This window comes from Xylophilus sp. GOD-11R (assembly GCF_033546935.1).
Lineage (GTDB): Bacteria > Pseudomonadota > Gammaproteobacteria > Burkholderiales > Burkholderiaceae_C > Xylophilus.
In genome coordinates this window covers 364256-381778 of the sequence record NZ_CP137854.1, presented here as the reverse complement: position 1 = coordinate 381778, position 17523 = coordinate 364256, and the positions used below count along the sequence as shown (strand labels likewise).

The following is a 17523-nucleotide window of genomic DNA, read 5'->3' as shown; positions in this document are numbered from 1 at the left end:
CAATGCCGTTTTGCCAGGCGGAACGATCGCCTGCGGGATAACCCTGGAGATTGTCGCGATGCCGCCTGCGCACCAACGATCGGACCCTGCCCCGGCCGAGGACACGGTGACCGCCGTGACCCGCGCGCTGGCCTTGCTCGACGCCTTCGACATGGCCGATTCGCAGCTGCCGCTGGCCGAGCTCGCGCGTCGCACGGCCCTGCCCAAACCCACCGCCCTGCGGCTGGCGCGCACCCTGGCGCGGTCGAGCTATCTGGTCGCGTTGGACGGTGGTGCCTGGCGGCTCGGGCCGGCCGCCGCCCGGCTGGGCGCGCGCTACCAGCGGGCCTTCGACATCCGCAACCTGATCGAGCCCGCGCTGCAGGCCATCGCCGCGCAGACTGGCCGCAGCGCCTCGTTCTTCGCGCTGGAAGAAGGCCAGCGGGTGCGGCTGCTGCGGGTGCGCGGCAACGACGGTTATGTCAGCCCGACCCGCGTCGGCGAACCCCTGCCGCTGGACCGGGGCGCCGCCGGCCAGGTGATCCTGGCGGCGTCCGGCGGGCGTGGCCGGACGATGGCGGCGATCCGCGAGCGCGGTTGGCAACTCACCGTGGGCGAGGCCGACGCGGGCTCGGCGAGCATCGCCGCTCCGGTCTTCGCGCCGGACCGTTCGGTGCTGGGTGCGATGAGCCTGGTGGCGCCGGCCGACGAGCGCGCGGTGCAGACGCTGGAGCGGCATGCGACGGCGCTGATGAAGGCCGCCGCGCGCCTGTCGGCGGCGCTGGTCGCCGAGAGCTTTCAGGCCCGCCAGGGCATGGCACTGCGCAGCACCTGGCACCCGGAATAGCGGTGCCGGCTTTCCTACTGCTGCGCTTGCGACGCGGCACGTGCGCGTGCCAGCTGCACCTTCTGGCCGGCAGTCTGCACCGGCGGCACGTCGATGCCCCACGGGTGACCGGCCTGCAGTTCGCCGCGCAGGCGGGCGGCTTCCATTTCGGCGACGACTTCGGCGCGCGTCTTGCCGGCCGGCTGCGCCTGGGCGGCCGGTGCGGTGACGGTGGAGACCTGGGCGATCGACGCGGTCGAGACCAGCGAAGCGGACGCGGCGACGACGGCGATGGCGAGAGCGGAAAAGCGGTTCATGACAGTCCTTTCGGGGGTGGAGCCGGCAGCCCGTCTGCTGGCATGAAAGAACTTTAGGTTTTGCAGAAGCGCGGGTAAATTCTCAAAAACCGCACATGCGATCCGCAAAATTGCATAACCAACCAACGCTCACCCCATGACCGACGCCACCCCCGGCAGCCGACACCCGCTCTCGTGGGACGACGTCCAGGTCTTCCTGGCCGTGGTGCAGGCCGGCTCCATCGCCGCATCGGCCAAGCGCATCGGGGTCAATCATTCGACCGTGCTGCGCCGCATCGGCAGCCTGGAAGACACGCTGTCGACCCGGCTCTTCGACCGCCTGCCCACCGGCTACACGCTCACCGCCGCCGGCCACGAATTCGCCGAGCGGCTAGGCGGCATCACCGACCAGATCGAGGAAGCGCATCGTCATTTGAGCCGGCGCGACGTGGAGATCCGCGGCCTGGTGCGAGTGGCTGCGCCCGAGTTGCTCGTGCGTACGGTGCTGATGCCGCTTTTCGCCCGCTTCTCGCTACGCTATCCCGCGGTGCAGCTGCAGCTGGTGCTGGGCACCCAGCGGCTCAACCTCACCAGGCGCGAGGCCGACGTGGCGGTGCGGGTGTCCAACGCGCCGCCGGAAAACCTGGTGGGCCGCCGCATCGGCCGGGTGCAGAGCGCCCTTTACGCGTCGCGCGACTACCTGGCCTCGCTGCCGCCGGGCGCCACCATCGCCGACTACCGCTGGGTCGCGCTCGACGATTCCCTGGCGCACCTGAACCAGGCCAAATGGATGCAGCGCCATGTCGATCCGGCACGGGTGGCGATCCAGGTCGACGCGGTCGACGGCATGGTCGAGGCGGTGGCCTGCGGCGCCGGTGCCGGACTGCTGCTGTGCCCGGTCGCCGACCTGCGGCCCGAGCTGGTGCGGCTGGCACCGCCCGACGAATCCATGGACTGGTCGATCTGGATCCTCACCCATCCCGACCTGCGGCAGGTGGCCCGCATCCGCGCGCTGACCGAATTTCTCTTCGACACGCTCGACCAGGAAGGCACGCTGCGGTAGCGGCGCCGCTCAGCCCTGCAGGGTGGACACCACGAGCCACACGTTGGCCGCCGAGATCACGCCGAACAGCGACCAGGCCGCCGCCTTCACCACCGGGCCACTGGCGAACGCGCCCATCACCTCGCGGTTGCCAGTAAAGCGGATCAGCGGCCACATCGCAAACGGCAGCTGAAAACTCAGCACCACCTGGCTCAGCACCAGCAGCCGGCCGACGCCACCTTCGCCCAGCCACCACACACCGATGAAAGCCGGGATCAACGCGAGGCCGCGCGTGATGAGGCGGCGTTGCCAGCAGGGAATCCTCATGTCGAGAAAACCCTCCATCACGATCTGCCCGGCGATGGTGCCGGTGAAGGTGGAGCTCTGCCCCGAGGCCAGCAGCGCGATGCCGAACAGCACCGCCGCCAGCCCGCTGCCGACCAGCGGTTCGATCAGCCGGTAGGCGTCGCCGATATCGTTGACTTCGCGGTGTCCGTTGGCATGGAAAGCGCTGGCCGCCAGCACCATGATGGCCGCGTTGATCAGCAGCGCGAGCGAGAGCGAGACGACCGCGTCGGCGGTGCAGAAGCGAATAGCCTCGCGGCGGCCGGCGTCGCTGTCTTCGGCCAGGCGCGTCTGCACGATGGACGAATGCAGGTAGAGGTTGTGTGGCATCACCGTGGCGCCGACCACGCCGATCGCCAGGTACAGCGCGCCGGGCTCGTGCAGCCGCTCCAGGCTGGGCACGAAGCCGATCGCCACCTGCGACCAGATCGGATGCGCGAAAGCCAGCTCCACGATGAAGCAGGCGCCGATGGTGCCGACGAGCCCCAGCACGATGGCCTCGACCCGCCGCACGCCGGAGCCTTGCAGGCCGAGCACCAGCAGGGTGTCGAAGGCGGTGATGGCGATGCCGACCGGAATCGACACGCCCAAGAGCAGGTGCAGCGCCAGCGCACTGCCGAGCACCTCGGCGAGGTCGCAGGCGACGATGGCGAGCTCGGCGCCGATCCACAGAAAGCGGTTCACGCCGGACGAATAACGCGCCCGGCAAAGCTGCGCCAGGTCCTGCTGCGCCACCAGGCCGAGGCGCACGCACAGCGTCTGCAGCAGCATGGCCGCGAGGCTGGCCAGCAGCACGATGAACAGCAGGCCGTAGCCGAAACGCGAGCCGGCCTCGATGTCGGTCGCCCAGTTGCCCGGGTCCATGTAGCCGACCGACACCAGCAGCCCGGGGCCGGCATAACGCAGCAGCTTCCTGTGCAGCGGCAGGCCCGGCGCGACGGCCACGCTGCCTTTGACTTCGGAGGGACAGAACGGGGCGGTGGCGGTGCGCGGCAGGCGAAAAAACATCCGGTCGATGATAAGGAGCGAGACGGTGCGCCGCAGGCGCTGCGGTTCTATGGCGGTGATAGAAGCCACACGCGTGCGGCGCGCCAGACAGGCGGCTTACCCGCGCACATGCCGCAGGCCGGCCGAGAGCAACGCGATCGGGCCCGATGACCAGGTTTGGAACGCAGGCCCGAAACGGCTCGAAAACGACAAAGCCCGCACGAAGCGGGCTTTGGGTGGTTGTTTGGTCGTGGGCTCTGACGCGGCCCACGTTACGGCATTTTCACTTGCAGGAACCACCTTGTTGTTTTTCTCGTCGTGGCGATTCTTGTCCGACGTGCCGTCATGAGCTCCGGCTTAGCCTGCGCAGGCTATTTCCCTGAAACCGCATGGCGGTCGGGAAGAGCGAATTATACACAGAAGCGAAACGACCCCGCCTTGCTCGCTATCCACAGTCCGTTTCGACGCCAGGACGCCACGCCGATCTGTTCTACTGGCAAGCCGCCGGGGCGCACCGCCCCGGCACCTGCCCAACACAAGGAACGACCATGGCCAAGGGTCAACAGCGCAGCAACAAGGAAGCGAAGAAACCCAAGACCGACACGTCGCCGCCCAAGCCGGTGACCCCGCTCGGCATCGTGCCGATCACCGTCGTGCCCGATCGCAGCAAGAAGAAGAAATAACGAATCGCTTCGCCCCGGAGCATCGCCCCGCGCGATGCTTTTCGACACCCCTGGCCGCCGCCGCGGCCGCACCATCGTCTCCATGAACCGAACCGCCATGCGCCGCGCCACCGCCGCCTCCGCTTCGATCGCCGGCGGCCTGCTGATCGCCGGCTGCAACACCGTGGTGTCGTCCACGCCGGGCGCCTCCAACGCCCTGGGCACACCCGCCACCGAATACATCACCATCGAGCACACCAGCCTGCGCAGCCGGATCTCGGTCTACGAGAGCGCGTTGCGGGCCTGCAAACAGCGCAGCTTCGACCAGGCCATCTTTCAGAAGCAGGCCAACGAAGACCCCAAGCGTGCGCCGGCCGAAGGCCCGCAGCTCAGTACTTTTCTCTGCCGCTGACGCGGCGCGAAGGCACCGCCATGCATCACCCGAAACACGACGTGGAAACGCCTGCCGAACACAAGGCGGACTTACCGGTGGAGCCCGAAATGCCGCGGGGCGACATCCCGGCCGAGCAGCCGGAAGATGTGGCGATCGGCACGCCGGCCTCGCCCGCCGCGCCGGCCTGAGCAGCTATACGGACGAGGCGCTCAGCCGCAGGTCACCGCGGTGATGCGGCCGGTGCCATCGGTCTGCAGATTGAGGCGTTGCGAGCTGAATTCCTGGGTGACGTACTCGCCGGGCCGAATCACCCGCAGGGTCTTGGCCAGCGTCTTGGTGATGAGCTCCGACTGCATCGCCGCCGTGGCGGGCCAGCCGATCGCGTAGGCACCCGCTGCTGCATCGCAACTGCCGCTCAGCACCACCGCCCCGGGCGGAACGCCGCCCTGGGACGTATTCGTCGGCGTGCCGGAAGCGCCGCCGTTATTGCGTCCCCACATGGCGTCGGCGCAGCCGGTCATCTGGAGTGCAGCCACGGTCGCGACCGTGGCGAGGAAGATTCGGCGGATTTCCATACTGACTCCATCCTGGAGATGCGTTGCACCCACGGTAGGCGCATCGGCATGGCAACCCGTGACAGGGGGTTACATGCGGCGCGTGGCACGGCGGGGTGTGACGCCCGGCTTTTCCCGCACTTCCTCGCAGTAGTCGTTGTTGGCGCCGAAGACCATAGAAGCCGCGTTAGGAAACCGGCTGTAGAGCGTGGCGCTGATCGGCTGCGACATGTCGACCGGCGCCTTGCGCGACTGGTGCAGCACGCGGCCGGCCTTGTCGAGCACGGTGAAGCACACGTCGGCTTGCGCAGCGGTGCCGTAGACGGCCAACGCCAGGCCGGCGGCCAGGAAGGGGAAACGCATGTCGAAATCCTCGTCGAAAGGCGAATGGCGGCTGGACGGCGAAGGTCCAGGGCACGGGTCCGCCATCTTACGAGCGGCATCCCCACGCCTGTAGTCCCGCTCCGGACACACGATGCGTTTTCGTCCTGCACGCCACAACCACCAGCGACGCTGCAATGAAGGTCATCATTCGAATGATGCGACGGAGAGCTCGTCTCCTCTTGGGCCCGCTTCGGCGGGTCTTTTTTTGTCCGCTTTCAGGATCCGGGACAATGCGCCCCCACTCCCAAAGCCCAGGAAACACTCGCATGGCCCTCCGATATTCCCGTGAACACCAGTGGATCGACGGCACCGACGCCAGCGCCGCCATCGTCGGCATCACCACCTTCGCGCAGGACACGCTGGGCGACATCGTCTTCGTGGAGCTTCCTGAGCCGGGCAAGACTTTCGCCCGTGGCGAGGTCGCGGCGGTGGTCGAATCGGTGAAGACGGCAGCCGACGTGTTCATGCCGGCCGCTGGCGAGATCGTGGAAGTGAACGAAGCGCTGCGCGCCGATCCGTCGCTGGCCAACACCGACCCGCAGGACGCGGGCTGGTTCTTCAAGGTCAGGCTGTCGGCACCGACCGAGCTCGACGAGTTGCTCGACGCGGCCGGCTACGAGGCCGTCACCGCCGAAGGCTGAACGTCGCCGGCGGCCGGCGTGGCGCCGGCCGATTCCGTGGTCAGACGTTGAACAGGAAGTTCATCACGTCGCCGTCCTTGACGACGTATTCCTTGCCTTCGCTGCGCATCTTTCCGGCGTCCTTGGCGCCCTGCTCGCCCTTGAAACCGATGAAGTCGTCGAAGGCGATGGTCTGGGCGCGGATGTAGCCGCGCTCGAAGTCGCCGTGGATCACGCCGGCGGCCTGCGGGCCGGTGTCGCCGATGCGGATCGTCCAGGCGCGCACTTCCTTCACGCCGGCGGTGAAGTAGGTCTGCAGGCCCAGCAGCTTGAAAGCGGCGCGGATCAAGCGGTCCAGGCCCGGCTCCTCCTGGCCGATTTCCGCCAGGAACATCTTCTTGTCCTCGTCGTCCATGTCGGCGAGTTCGGCTTCGATCTTGGCGCAGATGGCCACCACCGGCGCGTTCTGCTTCTCGGCGTACTCGCGCAGACGATCGAGGTAGGGGTTGTTCTCGAAACCGTCCTCGGCCACGTTGCCGACGAACATCGCCGGCTTGGCGGTGATCAGGCTGAAGGATTTCACCAGCGGCATCTCTTCCTTGGAGAACTCCAGCGCGCGCACCGGCGTGTTCTCGTTGAGCGCCGCCTGGCAACGCTCCAGCAGGCCGACGAGCTTCTGCGCGTCCTTGTCGCCCGAACGTGCCACCTTGGTGTGGCGGTGCAGCGCCTTCTCGACCGTCGCCAGGTCGGCCAGGCAGAGCTCGGTCTGGATCACCTCGATGTCGGAGATGGGGTCCACCTTGCCCGATACGTGCACGATGTTGTCGTCGTCGAAGCAGCGCACCACGTTCACCGTGGCGTCGGTTTCGCGGATGTGCGCGAGAAACTTGTTGCCCAGGCCTTCACCGGTGCTGGCACCGGCCACCAGGCCGGCGATGTCCACGAACTCCACGATGGCCGGCACGATGCGCTCGGGCTCGACGATGGCGGCGAGCTTCTTCAGGCGCGGATCCGGCACCTCGACGATGCCGACATTGGGCTCGATGGTGCAGAAGGGGTAGTTCTCGGCGGCGATGCCGGCCTTGGTGAGGGCGTTGAACAGGGTGGACTTGCCGACGTTGGGCAGGCCCACGATGCCGCATTGGAGGCTCATGGAAATTCCTATGTAAATCAGTCCCTTATGCACCATCGAGCCCAACGTTGGCATCGTCGAGGTGCCCGATCCGCGCGTCGGCGGGCGGGCCCCAAAGATCGGGGTGCGTTGGTGAGGAATGCAGGGCGTCCGGAGGCTTTTGTCCTCGTCGCGCCTGGGAAAACTGGTGGCGATTGTATGGGTCTGACCAACTGCGACTGGGGTCCATGGGGGTGAGCACGGAATGCCAGCACGCAAGACATGTCGCCGATTACAGAATTGCGAACCAATAGCAATACGGTAACATTTCGCTGCAATTCCACACGGGCAAGATGATTCCTAAGACTTTTTACGACACTTTGCAGGTGTCTCGCCATGCGTCGCCCTCGGTCATCCGAGCCGCTTACCGGGCACTTAGTCAGAAACACCATCCTGATAAGAACCCGGATGCTTTAGAAACCGCGCTCAAGTACATGAAGCGGTTGAACGAAGCGAACGACGTTTTGTCAGACCCCGCAAGAAGAGCTGCATATGACGAGCAAATCGAAGAGCTCATCGCAGAAACAATGCGGAAAGCTTCGAGTTCGACTGGTCCTTCACGTCCTCCCGATCCACCCCAGCAACCGTCGCCGCCGCCACAGCCGCGCCCGTCGCCTCCAACCCCAACGGCTGCGCCGGCAACACCACCTGCACAGGGCGTTGGCGGTCCGGGCTGGATGCTTATAGGCATCGTCATCGCCGCTCTTGCGGCTGCTCTGATCTCTAATGCTTCAAACTCAACAGGGAGCGTTAATCCCCGACCAAACCTCGCACCGCAATCTGCTCAAGCACTAGTGCCGGAGGCTGCTCCAACGCGGCCCGACTTGCCCGTTCTGGCTGTCGCCGCCGTAAGTGCCAACGTTAGAAAGGAGCCGACGGCAAAATCCAAAGCGATCGGACTGCTCGCGCGAGGCACACCCATTGAGCAGATCAGTACCACTAACGGGTTCGTCAACTTCAAGCTACCGGATGGCAGGGAAGGCTGGATCGCGCGCGATGTGGTCGTTCCGCGCGCTGACGCCATTCGCCTCAGCGGTTTGAGCGCAGCGGACTACGCCAACGCCCGAGTCCCGCTTCGCGGCATAGAGCAGCTTTTTGCTGCGCTGGAGCCATACCGTGAACAGCAAGTGCAAGCCCTTTTCCAAGTGGCTACTGAGTCGACGGAAGTCGATAGGACGCTCGCAGAACTCGCCAATAAGGCACCCATCCGCTCCAACATTGTCGACCTCGAGGCCGCCTCCTGGTACTCCCTCGAAGCGAGGTACTCAGCCGACAACGGAAACCCAATTGACGAATTTCAATCTGCTCGCGCGGCTGTCTTCGCGAACCCGGCCAGTGTGGACGCGCATGTGGCTCTTGCTTATGCAGCCATCAAGGCCGGAGAATTTGAAGTTGTAAAGGGTGTAGCAAGCGTGCTGCCGACTATGGCACCCAATTCGACTAATACCTGGGTGATAGTTGGTGTATCGGCCGCCAAAACTGACAACAGCGCCCTAGCGATCAACTCTGTAATGTTGGCTCTGAGAAAATCGAAGAATTTAAAAGTGACTGAACAAGTACTAACGGAAATCGCAAAACGCTCGTCCGAACCGAGCGTCTCGCAGGCCATAAATAGCGCACTGGAGCGCTGGAACAGCAAGTCCTAGTTAGGCAAATTCCTGATGCAGACTGGACTGCGGTACACCGGCACCCGGCGGCGAGAGACTGCCCCAATGGAGAGATTATGAACAAGGTGGTATGCGCGGGGTTGATCGGCGGTGCGCTATTTGCGGTCGCACTGACATTGAGGCTCGTTTTCCGAGGACGGTGGCAAATCGGCCACCAGCGGCTACTTGGCGCCACGACACTGGCATATGGCGCCTATTTGGCATTGCTCACCGGAACATTAACTCAATTTGTTGTGCCTGGAATTGGCGCAATCGGTGCGGGAGCAGTCACAGGGAGCCTTATCGGGCTTGCGACGTTTGCGGTGCTGGGTGTTATAGGTGTTGCAACCGGCGGAACTGCATTTGCTGTTGGCGCCGGCTTCATGGCTCTTGTCGGTGGCTCTGTCGGTGCGGCAGGCGGTGCAGCAGGCGGCTTTGGTTTTCGAACAGTAAGCGTACCGTTAGTTAGCCCATTCTTTTGGGTGCCGGTCTTGATTCTGGGCGCTTACTGGCTCATCGGCTTTAGGCGAAAGCGGTAACGTCCTTCACATCCTTTCATTGGCGTCTTAGGCTTTCGGCATGACAAAGAAAATTGCCATGCAGGCCCCATCCATAAACTGTAGGCGCCACATGAAGGCACACCGGCCCTGCAAGCCTCATCGCTCCCCCGGAGATATGCAGTGCCAGTAGTGCTCATCACAGAGTCGCTGATGCTGCGCAGCAGGGTCACCGATGGCCGAATCTTTCGAGACCGCATGCTCAGCGGTTTTGTGGTCAGGATGAACGCCCGGAAGCGCACCTTCCGGGTCATCACCAGCGTGGCCGGCAAGCACTTCCGCATGAATCTGGGGTACTGGCCGCTAATGAGCGTAGACGAGGCCCGGGCGGCAGCCATGGAGGTGCTCAGGCAGTGCCGTAAAGGCGCGCAGCCCGTTCGCCCGACCCGCCCTAAGGCGCTCCCAACGCTGCGCGAGGCGTGCGCCGCGTACTGCACTGCCAAGGCAATCAAGGACATCAGCCGGAAGCGGTACAACTCCCTGTTCCAGGTGCATTTCGGCGACTGGTTGGACCGTCCGGTCAAGGAGTTGGCACACCCGGAGTTCTTCGACCACTGTCAGGCGTTCGCTGCAAGCAAGGGCGCGTCAATCGTTGAGCTAGGCCGAGGCGTCCTGGGCGCGGTATTGAAGTATGTGAATGTGCTGCACGACATCGACCTCGTCTCACCATTCTCGAAGCTGGCAGTTGTAGGGCTGATGCCTGACCGTGCCACGCCCCGAACGCGCATGCTGCAGGACGCCGACCTGCCCGCTTGGAGAGCCGCCGTGGACACCCTCGATGAGTGCCGGCGTGACTTCCTGCTTTTCAGCCTCTACACGGGGTTGCGGCGCAACGAATGTAGGGAGCTTCGTCTGAATCAGATTGACGCGCCACAGGGCGTTCTGACGCTTCCTATGACCAAGAACGGCAAGCCCCACTCTCTGCCCATTACGCCCCTCATGCGCACGATCCTGGTGAGGAGGATGGCAGGGCTTTCCGGTGATGAAGAGTTGTTCCCCATCTCTGCCAGCCATCTCACAGACGTCGCAGCGCGCGCCGGGGCACCCAGTTTCCGACTTCATGATCTTCGGAAGCTGCTGGCCACGACCGGGGAACGGCTGGGCGTGGGAGACGCCTCTATTCGGCGAGTTCTGAACCATAGCCCACCCTGTGGAGACGTTCTCCACCGGCATTATGTCCAACTCACGGCTGAAGACGTGAGAAATCCGTTAGTCCGGATGCAGGAGGCACTTGAAATGCTGATGTGTCCGAAAGAATGCGCGAAACCCAGATAGTAGACACCTAACAAGCACTTAACAAGCACTTTGAAAAATTACTGAGGGAAACATTAATTTATAATCAAGACTATCAAATACTTGCGGGGCGACGCAGAACCGCACCCCTTAAGTCGCCAGCCAACCGCAATCTATATTCCCATCCCAGATGAACGGGCAACCGCCTGGACTTCAACTGCAGCAGTCTCGCTCCTGAGAAAATAAGGTTGTTAATGCCCAGTCGCCGAATTCGCTGTCGGCGGATCGTCACCGGTCCGGGGCTCCTGCTGCCCCGCAGCGCTGGTTGCGGAGCGAAGTCGCGCAAGAACCCCGCAGAACCGACAAATGCTCGTTTCCATAGCAGGGGTGCACCCACTCCTAAAAAACGCCTCTATGAGCCGTTTTAGGCCCTTCGCGGGCCTCCGGGTACGTGCCGCGCTGTCGAAACGGTCCGACGGTCGGGCCTTGCCAAAAGCGGCGACCGAGCGGCCAAGGAAGACAACGCTACCCCTGCCCACCCACGGCAAGGCGCGCGGTCATCGTGTCCCTGCAGTAACCAGATCTCCACACCGCAGATCTCAGGACTAGGCCGGGGGACGACGACTGAACCAGCTAAACCTCGCCATCTTCCGCCCCCCCCAAAGTAGCCAGCGTGTTCACATTTCGTAACCCTAGCCTAGCGTAACGAAATGCAACTGCTCGCGCGTTAAGTTGTAGTTGTTCTTTTGTATTCTTCTTCTTGAAAGTCTCTTTATATAGGGAAGCATCAAAAGTGCTAACGCTAGCCTCCGGGACGGTAAGTTGTTGATTAAATTGATAAAAACAACATTTCCATCAAAAACGAAGGCTCCCGGGACGAAAAGTGCTAACGCTGAAAAAAGTGCTAGCGGTGCCTGCCCGTAAGGAAGGCGCCAACCGTCCAACCTTGCTGTTGTTGCCCGTCCAGCCGTGTCCGTAGATGAACCACACGCGCTCTTGCGGCTTCCCGGATCGGGAACTTCGGCACGCAAAAGAAGGCCCGGAACGGTAGCTTTGTCTGCGCACCCACCGCCCTAGATGGTCGAAAAACGGGCAATCCCGAGTCCCTTAAAAATTACTTACTTGCCGCCTTTCTGCGTCTGCGGCCCCGCAGTGCCTCGACTTGCGAGTGTCGGCCCGTAGGATCTTCCCGCATCGCCAATCTCGTCGGGCGGAGCGAGGTGATTAAAAATGCAAACAAGTAATACTCGAACCTTTGGCCGGACAATCCAATTGAAACAATATTCCAACGGGGCAGAACCAACGCGGCGACCACCAACTTTTGCAGTTTCGCAGAGCATATGCATGCAGCTCTCACGGACCTGCGTAAGCAAGCATTTAGCAAGCAGCTCTAACGCATTTTCATTCGCGAGCCCAGCTTTTTGGGTTTGGGGATTTTGACGCAAGAACAAGTTTTTATTCGCACGATGGGCTTGGTCACTTGAGTATCCTTATACATAGATATAGGCGTATCCCTCCGCCAGGCCCTATAAGGATCGACCTCCAACTTTGGCAAAAACGGCATGAGGGGCTTCGACCTGATTTCAGCCGCAGCAGGGGTATCAAGGTCTCGCATGGGCAAGCTAGTCCTCGCCGAAACCACAGCACTCCTTCCCGGCGCAGCGCGGTCCCAGTAGGCTCTGGCTACATACAGGACGGTCGTCCTTTCGTGTAGCCACCGCCCGGACCTAACCTTCATGAGCCCACCCGCATTCGTTGCCTATTACCGAGTCAGCACCCAACGTCAAGGAGCTTCCGGCCTGGGCATCGAAGCCCAGCAGCAGGTCGTCCAGCGCTTCCTCGCAGAACGCAATAGAACGACCATAGACGAGTTTTTTGAGACCGAGACAGGCAAGGGTGCCAATGCGCTCGAAAAACGCCCCCAGCTGCGTCTGGCGCTTGAGCGATGCAAGAAGTCCGGGGCCACCCTGCTGATCGCGAAGCTCGACCGGTTGGCGCGCAATGTGCACTTCGTATCTGGCCTGATCGAAACCCGGGTGGATTTCGTTGCAGCAGACATGCCCCATGCCAACAAGGTCATGATCCAGATGCACGCGGTCATGAGCGAGTGGGAACGGGACCAAATCAGCGAACGCACCAAGGGCGCGTTGGCAGCCGCGAAGGCGCGGGGCGTGAGACTTGGGGCGACGGGGCCGACGAACCTTCGGCGCCACGTTGAGGATCGCCAGAGAACGACGGAAGCCTTCGCGCTCCGGCTGCAGGGTTTGGTCGCTGGACTCAAGGCGCGTGGCCTATCGCAGCGGGCGATGGTTGCCGAGCTGAACGAGATTGGGGTGAAAGCGCCGGCCGGTGGCACGTGGCAACTAAGTCAACTGCAACGACTGCTAGCAACCCTTCATGCGCTTGCGTCAACAACGCGCAGTCCAAAGGGCTGCTAGCGCATACGCTTGCAGTTGCACTGCAACTAGCTGAAGTGTCAAACTTCCGTGACCGTTCCGCTTCAAAGAAGGAACCAAGCCTCCGCCGAGACGTCTAGAAAGCGCGTCGACAGATGCGCTCGTTGCGACCACGCAAGCGTGGTCAGAAATGGCCTGTTGCCGCAGTACGCCTTGCTCGTTTGCGCTTTGCTAAGGCATACACTCGCGCAACCATTCGTAACCGGAGCTTTGGCTTGTCTGTTCCTTCACTGAACCAAAGTGTCCTGCCTGAAAACGAACCCATGCCACAGGGTCGTGGAACGTTCAATAGCCTTAGTTCATCCGAGTGGGTTTTCGCGGTCGTTGGGCCGGTCGGCTCTGGGACTTCTTTTGTCGCGCAGACACTTGCCGCGCTGACCGCCCAGAACCCGCGTTTCAAAGAAGCTGAAATATTCCAAATCAAAGCAAGTGATTTGATTCGCTCAGCCATGCCGCCAGATGAAGTTGCGGCACTTCATTCCCTGAAAAAACTCGATATTGCAAGAAAGTATCAAGACGCTGGAGACAATCTTCGGAAGGCCGACCTGACTGCCGTGGCGATGAAGATGATGCTTGCGATTAAAAGCGCACGCGAAGCCGCCGACGCAAAAGCAAAATCCAACACAGTTGTAGCATTGCCAGCGCAAAGCAAACAGAGCCCGACCCGAATCTATATAATCGACTCACTCAAAAACCCCTCCGAAGTGGAACTGCTTCGCGGAATTTATCGAGAAGCATTCTGTTTAATCGGCGTAGTTTGCGAGGCAAAGAAAAGGCAGGAGAGATTGCAACATGGAAAATGCCATGACTCTTCAGAACTCGAAATCCTCACCTTCATGAAGCGAGATGAAGACGACGGTGAAAAGTTTGGACAAAAAGTTGCCGACACGTTCCAGATGGCCGACTTCTTTGTGGACAACACACCAGACAGATATTTGGACCAGCAAAAAACCCAAGAAAATCGCGATTGGGTTATCGCAGATAAATTGGGGCGCCTTTTTGACATTCTCACAGGTTCGAAACTGGTGCGCCCAGACGCCGCCGAAACCGGAATGTTTTTCGCAAAGGGCGCACAATTGCGCAGTGCATGCCTATCTCGTCAGGTTGGAGCGGCGCTAACTGATTCAAATGGCAACATAATTGCAACCGGCACAAATGAAGTCCCCATGGCAGGCGGCGGAATATATGGAAACCTTTCATCAGACCATACCGCTTCAAATATTGAAGATCATAGATGCTCAGTGCATCGGCGCTATTGCAGCAACACTAGGGTTCAAGCTGAAATAGTCAACGAGGTCATTGACGCCATCCCACAATTGAAAGCCCTTCCAAAAGAAGAAAGAGATAAGACAGCAAAACTCTTGAAAAGCACTCCCGTTGGACGATTGTTAGAGTTTAGTCGGGCAGTCCACGCAGAAATGGACGCACTTTTGTCAGCAGCGAGGGTAGGCGCATCAACAGTTGGGGCAAAACTTTACGTAACCACATTCCCTTGTCATTACTGTGCGCGACATATTGTGACAGCGGGCATTGACGAAGTGCAGTACATTGAACCTTATCCGAAGAGCAGGGCTTTTGAGCTGCATGACGACGCGATCCAATCGTCTGCACTAAACTGGTCAATGCCGAGTCGATTTAAAATGGTTATTGCCATCAACAATGGCGAGAAACCCAAGGATACCAAAGCACCCAAAGTGTTGCTAAGAGCTTTTACAGGAGTGGCCCCGAGAATGTATCGCCGGGCATTTCTCAAGGACAATGACCTGAAGGACAAAGCGGACGGAAGAATGACAGTGGGTGACCCAGAGTGGGATCGCGGCTTGCTACACCTTAGTTATTTAGACGTCGAGAGGCACTTGGAGAAAATTCATGGCTGACAATGTTTTCTCATTTACTCGGGCACGCAAGCAACCAAACAGCCCCTTACCCTCAAATGCCCGCGAAGATCGGGTTAAAACTCCAAGCAGCCCGGAACAGCTATCATTTCAATTCACAGACACACACGAAATATTCATAGCGCACACACCTCTTTTCAACAAGCCAAATTTATTTATTGATTTCTTGATCGGCGCACAACCTCAACACGTCTTAGATATGCGCGTTGCACCGAGATTGGACTTTATAGATGAGAGCAGGCAGCGCGCCTTCGACATACTAAAGCGTGAAAACGTCAACTACACCGACATGTTAGGCCGGGCAGGGATTAATAGCTATCAAGAAAATAGCGAATCGCTTCAAGCATTGTGGCTCAAAGTAGTCCAATTTCTTGAAAACATCTCCACAGCCGGCCATCCGATCGTCGCGCTATTCGACAACTGGGATTTTGTCGCAAGGTTTTCTGCCATTTTCACACCTCTTGCCGGACTGCACATTGTTGACAAAGAGTATGTGAAAAATCTGGCCGAGCAGCACAACCAATTGCAAATGTAGATTGAACAAGGGCCAAGTCGACTAAAGCTTCGATGTTGGTCCATGTCAGCCAGTTTGCAGTATCACCTAGCTCCTCCCATCGCGCATATCCTTAAAGCACAACGGTGTCGGCCTGTTTGTAGATCTTCGAGGTCTTCAAAATTGCGGTCGCAGAGATGGCATCTCTTGCGCAGTGGGCGGCGCCAGAGCCATAGATGCAGAAGTTTGTTGCAGCAGGGAAGACCAAGAATGGCAGCAACGCATTTGAAGAAGACCGCCGAGCACTACGTGCTTGTATTCAACAGTGCTCTTGCTAGCCCGCCGCTTGTCGGTAGTGTTTGTGGATTCGTACAGCATGAAAGACCGGGGCTGGCTGCCTGGATCCGTGCCTATGAGGATCGCCGGGGGTCGATCACGTACAAAGTCGTTTAAGACAAACCGTTTAATACTTTCCCCGGACGGTTGCTCACGCCAGCTTTGTCCTGGCATCGGCAGGCCGCACGGCAAATGCACATTAAGTCTTTGTTTTATAAAGACTTTATCTGAAAATCAGGCGAAGGGATAGTTCTCGGCGGCGATGCCGGCCTTGGTGAGGGCATTGAACAGGGTGGACTTGCCGACGTTGGGCAGACCCACGATGCCGCATTGGAGGCTCATGGCGGTTCTCGGAAAAAGGGGAAGAAAGCGGTTGGAAGCGGCGCCCGCGGCAGGCCCGGCGAGCGCCGGGCGGCCCCGGGGGCGGCACTCGTGCAATCACCGATTTTAGGTGACCACCTCCCTACAATGCCACGATGCCGCAAAACCCCGATGTCTCGATCCGCGGAGCCGGCGTGGTCGGCAGCACGCTCGCCCTGCTGCTGGCCCGTGAACGCCTGCGGGTGGATCTGTTTTCCCCACCGCCCGGCCCGGCCGCCGAAGCGCCGCGCGGCGACAGCAGCGACGTGCGTGCCTACGCGCTCAACGCGGCCTCGCGCGAACTGCTCACCTCCCTGCGCGCCTGGCCCGATCCGGCCTTTGCCACCCCCGTCGCCGCCATGGAAATCCACGGCGACAACGATGGCGTGGTGCGTTTCAGCGCCGACGCCCAGGGCGTGGAAGCGCTGGCCTGGATCGTCGACCTGCCCGCGCTCGAACGCCAACTGGCCGACGCACTGCGCTTTCAGCCGCTGGTCGAACGCGTCGACACCATCCGCCCCGCCGCGCTCACCGCCGTCTGCGAAGGCCGCGCCAGCGCCACCCGGGCGGCGTTCGGCGTCGAATTCCAGACCACGCCCTACCCGCAACGCGCCATCGCCGCCCGCCTGCTATGTCAAAAGCCGCACGGTGGCGTCGCCCGCCAATGGTTTCTGGCCGACGGCGTGCTGGCGCTGCTGCCCCTGGGCGGCAGCGCGGGCGACACCGTCGCCATGGTGTGGTCCGCCGAAACCACCCGCGCCGCACAGCTGCTGGCGCTCGACGACGCCGGCTTCGCCGCCGAGGCGCTGGCCGCCACCGTCGGCGCCCTCGGCCCGCTCACCCTCACCAGCCCGCGCGCCGACTGGCCGCTGCAGTTCGCCCGCGCCGACCGCTGGTGCGGCCCCATGCCCGACAGCGCGCCGGCCAAGACCGCCAGCTGGGTACTGGCCGGCGACGCCGCGCACAACGTCCATCCGCTCGCCGGCCAGGGACTCAACCTCGGCCTGGCCGACGTGGCCGAGCTGGCCGGCGTACTGCACGACCGCGACTACTGGCGCAGCGTGGGCGACCTGCGCCTGCTGCGCCGCTACGAACGCGCCCGCAAGGCCGGCCTGCTGCCGATGGGCCTGGCCACCGACGGGCTGCAGCAGCTGTTCTCGCTGCCCGGCAAACCCTGGCAGACGCTGCGCAACTGGGGCCTGAGCGGTTTCGACGCCAGCGGCCCGGTCAAGTCCTTTCTGGCCCGTCAGGCCATGGGCGGGCGTTGAACCTTTGTGCCGCGCCGGC

18 protein-coding genes and 1 pseudogene are annotated in these 17523 nt (G+C 61.6%); 13 read left to right on the top strand and 6 right to left on the bottom strand.

Annotation, left to right across the window (positions count from 1 at the left end):
- Nucleotides 1–106: 106 nt before the first annotated feature.
- On the top strand, nt 107–826 hold the full coding sequence (locus R9X41_RS01745) for an IclR family transcriptional regulator (protein WP_318633183.1): 720 nt from the start codon (nt 107–109) through the stop codon (nt 824–826).
- A gap of 14 nt (nt 827–840) precedes the next feature.
- Here R9X41_RS01745 and R9X41_RS01740 read toward each other — a convergent pair whose 3' ends face one another.
- Nucleotides 841–1122 (bottom strand): DUF4148 domain-containing protein, encoded by a 282-nt coding sequence (locus R9X41_RS01740; protein WP_318633182.1) that lies wholly within the window; start codon nt 1120–1122, stop codon nt 841–843.
- Nucleotides 1123–1258: 136 nt separating this feature from the next.
- On the opposite strand from R9X41_RS01740, the gene R9X41_RS01735 reads away from it, so the two are divergent.
- Nucleotides 1259–2164, top strand: coding sequence for a LysR family transcriptional regulator (locus R9X41_RS01735; protein WP_318633181.1), 906 nt, complete (start codon nt 1259–1261; stop codon nt 2162–2164).
- A 9-nt stretch (nt 2165–2173) separates the two neighbouring features.
- Here R9X41_RS01735 and R9X41_RS01730 read toward each other — a convergent pair whose 3' ends face one another.
- Nucleotides 2174–3496, bottom strand: coding sequence for an Nramp family divalent metal transporter (locus R9X41_RS01730; protein ID WP_318633180.1), 1323 nt, complete (start codon nt 3494–3496; stop codon nt 2174–2176).
- 527 nt (nt 3497–4023) lie between these two features.
- Here R9X41_RS01730 and R9X41_RS01725 point away from each other — a divergent pair.
- The 3 genes from R9X41_RS01725 (at nt 4024) to R9X41_RS01715 (ending at nt 4719) form a co-directional block, all read left to right on the top strand.
- The gene (locus tag R9X41_RS01725; RefSeq protein WP_318633179.1) at nt 4024–4158 is read left to right on the top strand and encodes a hypothetical protein; all 135 of its coding nucleotides are present in this window, start codon (nt 4024–4026) and stop codon (nt 4156–4158) included.
- Between the two features lie 82 nt (nt 4159–4240).
- Entirely contained in the window at nt 4241–4549 is a 309-nt protein-coding gene (locus tag R9X41_RS01720; protein ID WP_318633178.1) for a hypothetical protein, read from the top strand.
- A gap of 20 nt (nt 4550–4569) precedes the next feature.
- Nucleotides 4570–4719 carry a hypothetical protein gene (locus R9X41_RS01715; protein WP_318633177.1) on the top strand — a complete coding sequence of 50 codons (150 nt, stop codon included), beginning with the start codon at nt 4570–4572 and terminating at the stop codon, nt 4717–4719.
- A 21-nt stretch (nt 4720–4740) separates the two neighbouring features.
- Here the strand turns inward: R9X41_RS01715 and R9X41_RS01710 are convergent, their stop codons facing one another.
- Both R9X41_RS01710 and R9X41_RS01705 read right to left on the bottom strand, forming a co-directional pair.
- Nucleotides 4741–5106, bottom strand: a complete 366-nt coding sequence (locus R9X41_RS01710) for an I78 family peptidase inhibitor (RefSeq protein WP_318633176.1) — start codon at nt 5104–5106, stop codon at nt 4741–4743.
- Between the two features lie 69 nt (nt 5107–5175).
- Nucleotides 5176–5448: a hypothetical protein gene (locus R9X41_RS01705; protein WP_318633175.1), complete on the bottom strand. Its 273-nt coding sequence runs from the start codon at nt 5446–5448 to the stop codon at nt 5176–5178.
- Nucleotides 5449–5735: 287 nt separating this feature from the next.
- Here R9X41_RS01705 and gcvH point away from each other — a divergent pair, with 287 nt between their 5' ends.
- A complete protein-coding gene (gene gcvH / locus R9X41_RS01700; RefSeq protein ID WP_318633174.1) occupies nt 5736–6110 on the top strand; it encodes a glycine cleavage system protein GcvH in 375 nt (124 codons plus the stop codon).
- Between the two features lie 40 nt (nt 6111–6150).
- On the opposite strand, the gene ychF is transcribed toward gcvH, so the two are convergent.
- Nucleotides 6151–7242 carry a redox-regulated ATPase YchF gene (gene ychF, locus R9X41_RS01695; protein WP_318633173.1) on the bottom strand — a complete coding sequence of 364 codons (1092 nt, stop codon included), beginning with the start codon at nt 7240–7242 and terminating at the stop codon, nt 6151–6153.
- A 311-nt stretch (nt 7243–7553) separates the two neighbouring features.
- Between ychF and R9X41_RS01690 the strand changes: the two genes are divergently transcribed.
- The 6 genes from R9X41_RS01690 (at nt 7554) to R9X41_RS01665 (ending at nt 15582) form a co-directional block, all read left to right on the top strand.
- Nucleotides 7554–8906: a DnaJ domain-containing protein gene (locus tag R9X41_RS01690; protein WP_318633172.1), complete on the top strand. Its 1353-nt coding sequence runs from the start codon at nt 7554–7556 to the stop codon at nt 8904–8906.
- 77 nt (nt 8907–8983) lie between these two features.
- A complete protein-coding gene (locus R9X41_RS01685; RefSeq protein WP_318633171.1) occupies nt 8984–9445 on the top strand; it encodes a hypothetical protein in 462 nt (153 codons plus the stop codon).
- A gap of 171 nt (nt 9446–9616) precedes the next feature.
- A complete protein-coding gene (locus R9X41_RS01680) occupies nt 9617–10738 on the top strand; it encodes a tyrosine-type recombinase/integrase (RefSeq protein WP_318633170.1) in 1122 nt (373 codons plus the stop codon).
- 1694 nt (nt 10739–12432) lie between these two features.
- Entirely contained in the window at nt 12433–13134 is a 702-nt protein-coding gene (locus R9X41_RS01675) for a recombinase family protein (protein WP_318633169.1), read from the top strand.
- 233 nt (nt 13135–13367) lie between these two features.
- A complete protein-coding gene (locus R9X41_RS01670) occupies nt 13368–15029 on the top strand; it encodes an anti-phage dCTP deaminase (RefSeq protein ID WP_318633168.1) in 1662 nt (553 codons plus the stop codon).
- Entirely contained in the window at nt 15022–15582 is a 561-nt protein-coding gene (locus tag R9X41_RS01665) for a hypothetical protein (RefSeq protein ID WP_318633167.1), read from the top strand. Before R9X41_RS01670 ends, R9X41_RS01665 begins: the two co-directional genes overlap by 8 nt.
- Before the next feature lie 534 nt (nt 15583–16116).
- On the opposite strand, the pseudogene R9X41_RS01660 reads toward R9X41_RS01665, so the two are convergent.
- Nucleotides 16117–16218 (bottom strand): annotated as a pseudogene (locus tag R9X41_RS01660) (GTPase); the annotation flags it as partial.
- A 134-nt stretch (nt 16219–16352) separates the two neighbouring features.
- Here R9X41_RS01660 and R9X41_RS01655 point away from each other — a divergent pair.
- Nucleotides 16353–17504 (top strand): FAD-dependent monooxygenase, encoded by a 1152-nt coding sequence (locus R9X41_RS01655; RefSeq protein ID WP_318633166.1) that lies wholly within the window; start codon nt 16353–16355, stop codon nt 17502–17504.
- Nucleotides 17505–17523: the final 19 nt, after the last annotated feature.